We start from the raw sequence: 8,426 nt of genomic DNA, 5'->3' as shown, positions 1-8,426 counted from the left end.
CTCCAGGCTGATGCGGCCAGCGCTGCTCATCAGTCGGATCTCGCCGCCATCGGCCGCCTCGCCGCGGTTGGCGGCCAAGAGCTGGGCGCCCGCCATCAGGCGCAGATCGCCGCCGGCGGCCACCTGGATCAGGGCGCCGCGCTCGGCCTCGGCACGCAGGCTGCCCTGCAGCTGCACGGCCCCCTGGTCGGCGGAGAGCTCCAGGCGCCGGGCACGCAGCGCGGCGCCCGCGGGCAGGCGCTGATCGCCCTGGCGGTTGCGCAGCGAGATCTGCTCGCCAAACTGCCCGCCCTCCTCGCCCAGCTGAGCCGCCAGCGCGCCCAGGTCCAGGGCCTGGCGGCTGTCCAGCAGCAGGCGGGCCTCCTGGCCGCGCAGCTGCCCCTGCAGATCGAGGCGGCCCTGGGCCGCCGACAGGCGCAACTCGCCGCCCTCGGCGCGCTCGGTACCGCGGCCGCCGCCCGAGACATCCAGCCGCGCCTCGGGCGCCAGGCTGATGTCCCCGGCGGCCGAGCTGGCCAGCAAACGTCCCCCGGGCGTGTTGACGCGCTGCTGCGCCAGCTCATGGCTGCTGCCTTGCAACAGCGTCTGGGAGCCGCGCTCGAAGCGCAGCGCGCCCTGGGCCTGCAGCTGCAGCTGGCCCGAGGGCAGCTCGATGCGCGTGCCCTGCCTCAGCTCGCGCGCGCTCAGGCTGATCTGCGCGGCTTCACCGGCCGCCTCGGCGGGTGCCGCACCGGCGGCCACCGCCTGGGCCTGCAGCTGCATCAGCCCGCCCGCCTGCAGCTGCTGGCGGGCCTGGGCATCGGCCACCAGACGCGGGGCGCTCAGGCTCAGATCACCGGCCGTCTGCAGGCTGCCCGCGCCGCTCAGGCGGATCTCGCTGCCCGAGCGCAGCTCGGCCGCGGCCAGGCCCTGCAGCTGCACGCTGCCGGGGCCGATCTGCAGGGCGCCCTGCAGGGCATTCAGGCTCAGGCGCGCGCTGCCGCCCTCCAGGGGCTGGGCGGCGCTGGCACCGCTGTTGCTCAGGCTCAGACGGGCCGCGCTGGCGCTGGCCTCGCCACCCTCGCGCACGCTCAGGCGCTGGGCGTCCAGCAGCAGCTGGCCCAGGCCGGCGCCGCCCAGACGGGCACCGGCCTCGAAGACGATATCGCCATAGCTGCGCAGGGCCAGGCTCTCGGCCGCCAGGAACTGCGCGAGCTGGCTGGCGCCCAGGCGCAGCTCGCCCGGCTGGGTCGGGGCCGCGCCTTCACCGATCAGGATGCGGCTGGCGCCCAGGCTCAGGGCCTGCACCTGCAGGGCCGCATCGGCGCCCAGATCCAGCCGGCCCGCGGCCTCCAGGCCCAGGCTGGCACCCGCCAGCTGGACGCTCTGGCCCAGATTCAGTCGGCCCTGAGGACTGGCGCCGGACTCGCTGCGCAGCAGCGTCTCGCCGCCGCCCGCACTCAGCTGCAGCGAGGCCCCATCGCCCTTGATCTGCACCGTGGGCGCGGCCGCATCGCCCGCCGGCCGCGGCGCGGGAGCGGCGGCCTGCAGCTGCACACCCTCAGCCAGGCCCACGGTCTCGCGGGCCAGCAGCTTCAGGTCGGCAAAGCCCTGCAAGCGGGTGCCCGCCTCCACATCCAGCTGGCGGGCCCGCACATCGGCCAGGCTCTGGCCCTTGGCATCCACCGCGCGCAGGGCGCCCAGGGTGAGGGAACCGGCGCCCGAAGCGGCCAGCTCGTCGGCGGCAAGCCAGAGGGTGTCGGCAGGCAGATCGGCCGGCCGCGCGGCGGCGCTGGCGCCCACACGCATCCGCTCGGCCGCAATCGCCAGGCTGCCGGCCTGGCCCTTGTCGGCGGCCGTCAGGCGCAGCTGGGCCGCCAGGGCCAGCTGCTGGGCGCTCAGATTCAGGTGGCCCGCATCGGCCACGGAGGCCGGCCGCGGCAGGCCGTCGCGCTGGGCCTGGGTCTTGAGATAGGCATCCAGATCCAGGCTGCGGATCTCGGAGGACTTGCGGGCCGTGGCCGAGGGCGTGAACACAAAGCCCGCCAGGCGCCCTTCCACGATGCTCGTGCCCGTGCTGGCCAGGCGTGCGCCGGCCAGCAGGGCGCCGTTGTCGCGCCGCTGCTCGGTGCCGGCGGCCACCGGCGTGTCTGTGGCCGCCTCGGGCCGCACCAGCACGGCGCCGGGCAGCAGGGCATAGCGAGCCGGCAGCACGGCGTAGCGGCCGGGGGCCAGGACTTGCTCGCCCAGCACGAGGGCGCGCTCCAGCACCAGCTCACGACCCGGCGCGGCGGCGATGCCGGCCTGGGCCATATGGTTGTCCAGCGGCGCCAGGGTCTGACCGGGCACGATGGCAAAAGCGCCGCTGCGGCCGTCAAAGCTCTCGGCAAACACATCGCGCGAGCCGCCGGGGCCGGCCACGAATTCCAGGGCCTGCAGGCTGCCACCACCGCCCAGATCCAGGCGGGCCTTGGCCGCGCCCTGGGCCTGCAGCTCCAGACGCGGGGCCTGCAGATCAATCTGCTTGGCCGGCAGGGCCTTGAGGGCCTGGCCGCCGTACTGCCAGCCCTCACCGCCCACGGTGCTGCCGTAGAAGACCGTGAGCCCCTCGCCCGAGACCGAGCTCTGGCTGCGCGGGGTGAGCAGCAGGCGCTCGCTGGCCGGCAGGCTCAGGCTGCCCAGCGGCGCGCGCAGCAGGCCGTCCTGCACGATTTCGCGGGCCTTGAAGCTCAGGGCCGCGCCGGCGCTCAGCGGCGCGGCAGGCGCAGTGGGCATAGTGGACGTCGTGGGCGTGGCCGCGCTGCCCTCGGGGCGGGTGATCAGCAGGTCCTGGCCCAGCGCGTCCAGCTCAAAACGGCTGGCGCTGCTGCCATAGATCTGGGCGGCACTGAGGGTGATCTGGGCCTCGGCCTTGAGCGAGCCGCGATTGGCCTTGGCCGGGTCGGCGCTGCTCTGGGCATGCAGGCGCATGTCGCCCGCGCTGATCAGCTCAAGCGCGGCCATGCCGCCCAGCTGCTGATGTCCGAATACATCCAGGCTGGACCCGCTGGCCTGCAGGGTGAGGCGGCCGGTGCCGCGCCCGGGGGCGCTGCTGCCGGGCCGGGCATCGCTGCTGCTGCCCAGGGCCACGCTGGCGGCGCTCAGTCGCGCCTGGCCATTGCCCTCCAGCAAGAGCTGGGGACTGTCCAGCAGCAGGCGGCGCGCCAGCTGCAGATCGAGATCGCCGCCAAGCACCAGGCGGTCCTGGCTGCTCAGGCTCAGATCGGCCAGGCCAGCCGAGAAGAGTTCGGTGCCCAGCTGCACGGTACGCACACCCGCCAGGGGCTGGGCCTGGGCTTGGCCGCTTTGCAGCAGCAGGCGGTGCGCCAGGGCCACGGTCTCGCTGCGGCGACCCACGCTCAGGGCAAAGCTGCCCTGGGCACGCTCGGCGCTGCCCGCCCGGGCCTCGAAGCGCCCGGCCAGCAGGCTGTCCTGCGTGGCATTGCTGAACAGGTCCACGCTCAGCCGGCCGGCATGGCTGCTCAGCAGCTGGCGGCCCTCCGGCAGGGCCGGGCCGCGGCTGCTGGTGGCGTCCAGCACCGCGCTGGCACCATCGGCCCGGATCAGGGTGCCCTGCGCCCAGTCCAGACTCAGGGCGCTCAGGCTGACCTGGCCACCGTCCAGCACGCGGCCGCGCAGCAGCCCGTCGCTGGATGGCAGGGGCAGCACACTGCCGGACACATCGATCACGGCATTGCGCCCCAGGCTCAGGCGCTGGGACTGCTGCGCGGTCTCGCCGCTCTGGCTCAGGCTGATCTGACCGCCGGCCGTTTGCAGCTGGCCGTCCACACGCAGATCCGCGGCGGCCCGCAGGTTCAGGCTGGCCAGGGGGTCCAGGCTGATGCGGGCACCCTCCTCCACCAGCAGCCGGCCGCTACCACCCACCGCGGCTTGACCGCTGGCCAGCAGGCTCAGATGCACGGGGCGGCGCAAGGCATCCTCCTGCACACGCGGTGTGGCGCCCAGCTCGGCCAGCAGGGCACCGCTCGCGCGCGCCTGGCCGCTGCTCGGGTCCAGGCGCAGCTGCTGATCGCTGGCGCCGTGGTTGAGCAGGCGCGGGCTGAGCACGCTGCCGGCGATCAGGCTCAGGCTGCGCTGCCCATCGATCTCCAGGCGCTCAAAGCCGCCCCGCGAGAAGAATTCCGTGCCCAGCTGCAGGCGCCCGGCCTCGGCCAGGCTGCTGCCGCTGCCGCCAATCTGCACCTCGGCGGCGCGCAGGCTCAAGCTGCCACCACGGACCAGACCCAGGCCCAAGAGGCGGGCGCCCTCGATATCAAAGCGCTGGGCCTGATCGCCCACCATGCTGCTGCGCAGCTCGATGGCGCCGGCCGCACCGGCCGAGACGCGACCCGCGCCCGATACCGTGGCGCCGCCCGAGACATCGAGCACCGTGTCGCGCCCCAGGGCCAGACCCGCCCCGGAGTTGAGCCTGAGGCTGCCGCCCTCGGCACTGGCCTGGGGCTGGACGCCATCGCGCTCCTGATTGACCAGGCGACCCGCCACATCCAGGCGTACCCCATCCGCCACCACGATGTCACCGGCCTGGCTGCCGGCCTGCTCGGGCCGGGCCACGGTCTGGGCGCTGAGCGTGCCGCCCGCGCTCTGCACATCGGCCGCCAGACGAATGCCCTGGGTGCCACGCGAGAACAGGCTCAGCTGGCTGCGCGGCGCCAGGCGCAGGGCCTGCTCCACCGAGATATCGCCATCGCTGGCCAGGGCGTAGCGGCCAAAGCCCGACGCGTCCAGACGCGCCAGATCCAGCCAGCTGCCCGTGCCGCCGGCAGCGGGCGCTGGGCTGCCCAACAGCAGGCTTTGCTGCACGCCGGTGGCCAGGGCGCTGGCCTGACCCAGCTGCAGGCGGCCGGGCGCGGCCAGCTTGTCCAGGCCCTCGCGCTGGCGCTCGCCCACCAGGGTGCGGGCCAGCATCTCGCCGTCCAGGCGCAGCTGGCTGCCGGCCACACGCAGGCTGCCGGCGGCCTGGCCCTCCTCGTAGCCGGACAGGGCCAGGCTGGGGCCCAGCACAAAGCTGCGCGCGGCGCCCCAGCGGCCGAAGTGGCGATAGACGGCATTGGACAGGCCCACATAGGCCTGATCGGCGGGCGCCTCGTTGAGCTCGTAGAGCTGTCCATCGGCCCCGCGCAGCTGGCTGGGCTGGGTGATGGATGCGGTGTAGCGGATGCGGCCGCCCGAGAGGTCCAGGCGCGAGCCGGCATCGGCCTGCACCAGGCCGGCGCTCTCCAGCATCAGGCTGCCGCCGCCGGACAGACGCTCCTGCACGCTGCGTTCCACGGCATCGCGATAGCTCTGCAGGCTGCCCAGGATCTTGGAGTCCTTGCGGATGTCCAGCGTGACCTTGGCGCGGTAGAGCAGGCCCTCCTTCTGCAGCGGGGCGTCCTTCAGATCGTTGGCGCCCAGCAGCTCGGTCGTCACATAGTGGCGGCCCGCCGAGACCTCGGTATCGCGCGTGCCGGAGAGATCGATGTTCACGCCACGCCCCAGGCTGAGGCTGGCCGTGGCGTCGAAGCGCGGCGTCTCGGGCTTGGGCAGGGACAGGGCATGGCTGCCCGGCGTGTCCGGCACCTCGTAGACCGGCACGGTCTCGGCGCGCAGGCGCACGCTGGCGCCGGGGGCCACGATGCTGGCGCCGGGGCCACTACCGGACCCAGTGGTGCTCCCACTGCCGGCCTCGCTGCCCTGCAGGCTGATGCTGCGCGCGCTCATCTCGATGCGCGAGGGCGTGAAGCCCGCGCTGTCGCTGCTGGTGGCCGTGGAGGCCTCGGGCGCGATCTCGATGCGGCTGCTGCTGCCCAGCACCAGGCTGCCGCCCTCGCTGGCGCGCTTGGTGACGGCCGCCCCGCCGCTGCTGGCGCTGGCCTTGCCGCGCGCCAGCAGGAAGACGGAGCCGTTCTCGCTCACGCTGGTGCTGGCGCTGATGCGGCCCATCTGGTTGACGGCCATGCCCACCAGGGTGGTGTTGCCCCGGGCGCTCAGGATCTCGCCCAGCTGATCCACACGACCGGCCTCGCCGCCCACCTCGACCAGCAGGCCGCGCAGGGCAGGCACGGCCGCGTTGTGCTCGGCCGCATACAGCTTCTCGGCCGTGGGCGCCTGCAGATAGACCTCGCTGCCGGCAGCCAGCACGGTCTGCCCGCCGGGGGTCTCGATGCGGCCGGCCTGCTTGACCTCCTGGGCAAACAGGAACACACGGCCGCCGTTGGGCGTGCGGATCTCGGCGCCGGGCTGCACCTCGACAAAGCCCGAGCCCTCCTGCGTGGCGGGCAGTCCCAGGGGGTCGCGCCAGAAGCTGCGCTGGGCTCCGTTGATGCTGCGTGTGAGGCCGTTGAGAAAGTCCTCGTTCTCCACATTGAGCGTGGAGGCCACCAGGGCGCCCACATTCACCTGCGCGCCGCTGCCGAAAAGGATGCCGTTGGCATTGAGCAGATAGACATCGCCGCCCACGATGCGCGCCGGCTGGCCGGCCGCGGTGTTGGGATTGGGCACGGTGGAGGTCAGCGTGCCAAAGATGGCGCTGGGCGCCGCGCCCTTGTCCACGCGGTTCAGGGCCGCGCCGCCGCTGGGCAGCATAAACTCGACCTTGCTGGCCGCGCCGATGTCGAAGCGCTGCCATTGGTAGATCTCGCGCGCCAGGCGCTGCTCGATGATCTGGTCCACCCCGCCCCGGGCATTGGCGCGCTCCGTCAGGCTGCTGCGCGTGCCGTCTTCATACGTGTCCCGGCTCTGCTGCCACTTGAGTGCCGGCACCGGCACCGCATTGAGCGCCGGCACCGGCGGCCGCACCCCAGCCACGGGCTGGGCCTGCAGGGAATGCAGGGGCCAGATCGCGACCAGGGCAAGAACCAGCGGCCGCATCGCACGCGGCGTGTGCGAGGAGACGGAGAGGTGGTGGCGGGCGGGGGCGATCATGGCGTGTACGACAGCAAGGGGTTCTGGGACTCAGAGCTGGGCGCTCAGGCGCACATGCAGACGGGGCTCGGACTTGGGGCTGCGCGCGGTGGGCTTCTGCGGCCAGGCCAGGTCCAGCTCGGCGCGCAATTTCTCGCCCGCCTGGACCCGCAGGCCCAGACCGCTGCCCAGCAGGGGCAGGCGCGAGGTCTGTTCGGGCAGGGGCCACAGCACATAGGCCCGGCCCACATCAACAAAGGCCAGCAGGCTGAGCTCGCGCCACAGGCTGTTCTTGGCGCCGCCCAGATTGGGGCTGCGCCACTCCAGCGAGCCCAGCAGGCCCTGGTCACCCGTGGCCTCGGACTCCAGATAGCCGCGCACCGTCTCGGCCCCACCCAGGGCAAACTGCTCGCCCGAAACCAGGGGCTGGCTGGCCATCTGCCAGCCCAGGCGCAGGCCCAGGCTGCCGGGCAGACCCAAGGGCTGCAGGCTGCGGCTCGTGCGCCAGTCGCCGCGCCAATGGGCAAAGCTGCCATCGGCCTCGAAGCGCTTGCACTCGAACTGATCGACCGGGCCGATATTGCCGGGGCAGTCCACATCGCGCTGCAGGATGCTGCGCGCCGCGAAGGTGAAGCTGCTGGTGAAGCTGGTCTGGTTGCGGCCCTCGAACCAGCTGCCGCTGTAGCTCAGCTGCAGGGGCAGGTAGCGCAGCGGCGTGGACAGGGCGCTGTCGCCGGACTGCAGACGCTCGCGCACATTCTTGTAGTCGCCGCCCAGGCTCAGGCTGTGCACCGAGTCGCTGAGCTGCAGGCTGCGCGACCAGCGCAGGCCCAGGGTCACCCCCTTGCCGATCACCGTGGTCGCGCCCAGGGGTTCGAGCAGGCTGTCCGACCAGACCAGGCTGGTGAGCAGCTGGTCCTGATGGCGCTCGCCACGCCCCAGCGGCAGGCTGTAGTTGAGCACCGCCAGCTTGGACTGCTTGGGCGCCTCGGGCGCGGTGATCAGGCTCAGCGCGATGCTGTGCTCGCGCTGCCAGAGGTTGTCGTAGCGCAGGTTCAGGCTGGCCCGCAGCGGCTTGGTATCGGCCGAATGGCGGTTGTTGAGCTCCAGGCTCACGCCGGCGGGCAGCTGGTCGGCCACCTTGAGCTCGGCCTCCACCGTCCCCGGCGTGAGGCCCGGGCGCAGCAGGGGCTGGATCTGCCGCTCCTCGCGGCTGAGGCCGGCCAGCTGGCGCTGCACCTCGTTGAAGTCGGGCACACGGCCCGGAGCCAGCTCATGCACACGCTCGCGGATCACGCCCTGGTCGAAGTAGCGCGCCCCGGTCACGCGCAGGCGCTCCACCCGCCCCTCGATCACGCGCAGCCGCACCAGGCCGCCGTCCACGCGCTGCTCGGGCACGTCCACGAACACGGTCAGAAAGCCCGCCTGCTGGTAGCGCTTCTCCAGCGCCTCGCGCGCGGCCTCCACATCGGCAATGCTGCGCCGCTCGCCCATGAAGGGCATGA

At 73.1% G+C, this 8,426-nt stretch carries 2 protein-coding genes; both read right to left on the bottom strand.

Going from position 1 to position 8,426, the window contains the following annotated elements; all coding sequences use genetic code 11:
- Positions 1-6,942 (bottom strand): filamentous hemagglutinin N-terminal domain-containing protein (locus ACK5F2_RS17850; RefSeq protein ID WP_409867153.1); only part of this gene is annotated, 6,942 nt, incomplete at its 3' end.
- A 30-nt stretch (positions 6,943-6,972) separates the two neighbouring features.
- A partial coding sequence (locus ACK5F2_RS17845) for a ShlB/FhaC/HecB family hemolysin secretion/activation protein (protein WP_409867151.1) occupies positions 6,973-8,426 on the bottom strand: 1,454 nt, incomplete at its 5' end.

This window comes from Roseateles sp. (genome assembly GCF_046300915.1).
Lineage (GTDB): Bacteria > Pseudomonadota > Gammaproteobacteria > Burkholderiales > Burkholderiaceae_C > Kinneretia.
The sequence above is the reverse complement of the archived record's forward strand: the minus strand, read 5'-3'. Positions and strand labels throughout refer to the sequence as shown.